The organism is Bradyrhizobium acaciae (genome assembly GCF_020889785.1).
GTDB lineage: Bacteria > Pseudomonadota > Alphaproteobacteria > Rhizobiales > Xanthobacteraceae > Bradyrhizobium > Bradyrhizobium acaciae.
In genome coordinates, this window is record NZ_JACMYK010000311.1 from 1 (window position 1) to 1,142 (window position 1,142).

A 1,142-nucleotide genomic window follows, 5' to 3' on the forward strand; every position below is an offset into this window, starting at 1 on the left:
GCACCTCAGCGACTGTGTTCTTCGTCAAGCGGGTTGCCATGGTTTTTGATCCCTGAGCATGGCGTTGAGGATGGTAAGGAGCTTACGGGCAACCGCGATGAGGGCGACCATTTTCGGCTTACCGGCGCTCACGAGATGGCGATAGAAGAGCTTGAGCTGCGGGTGGCATCGGACGGCCGAAAGAGCGGCCATGTAGAGAGCCGCCCGCAGGGCGCTCCGTCCGCCACCGATTTTGCTCCTGCCTTTCCATCGACCGGACTGGCGAACGAACGGAGCAAGGCCGGCAAGGCTTGCGATCTGGCGCCGGTTGAGCGTGCCAAGCTCGGGTACCTCGGCAAGGAAGGTGCGTGCGAGCGTGTTGCCGACCCCGGGAAAGGTGATCAGCAAGTCTTCCTTGTCCCGCCAGGCCGGCGAGCCGCGGACCAGCGTATCGATGTCGTTGTCGATATCCGGCAGTTCCTTCTCGAGGACCTTGATGTGGCGAGCAAGGCTTTTGCGGACGCGGACATTCTCAGCCCGCTTCTCGCGCTGGCGTTCGGCAACGATCATCTCGATGATCTGCCGGCGACGAGCAACCAGCTCGGCCAGCAGGCGAGCCTGCTCATCCGGGACGGGACGCAAGGCGGGCTTCACCGCCTCGACGAACCGCGCGATCACCGCGGCATCGATCGGATCGGACTTGGCGCGCTGGCCAACCGCCTGCGCGAAGTGCCGGATCTGGGCCGGATTGATCACCACCAGCGGCAATTGCGCGCCGGCCAGCGCCGCGGCGACCACCGTCTCGAAGCCGCCCGTCGCCTCGACCCCAATCAGGGTCGCTCGACAGGCCAGAAGCCGCGCAACAAGGTCTTCCAAGCCCTTGCCGTCGCGCGCCACGGCAAACGCTTCTCCGCTCGGACGCACATGCACGTCCAACCGGTCCTTCGATACATCGATGCCAACATAGATCGCGTCCATCTGCACCCATCCTTGCGCAACCGGGCTCGCCAGGCGGCCCTCGCGACTGTTCGGGTTCAATGGAACAACGGACGGGGCGCCGCGCTGAGGTACGGGCTTCAAAGCCCCTCGATGAAGCGGTCTCCCGTCCGTTACCGCACCGGACACTCTATCCGATCCAGCGCGTCCAGACTTACAAGGATGAC

Annotated in this window: 1 protein-coding gene; it reads right to left on the reverse strand. The window is 64.4% G+C overall.

The annotated features are described in order from the left end of the window. Positions 1-24 precede the first annotated feature (24 nt). Complete coding sequence (locus tag H8A92_RS40470) at positions 25-957, reverse strand: IS110 family RNA-guided transposase (RefSeq protein WP_229200805.1); 933 nt, start codon at positions 955-957, stop codon at positions 25-27. Between the last annotated feature and the right edge of the window lie 185 nt (positions 958-1,142).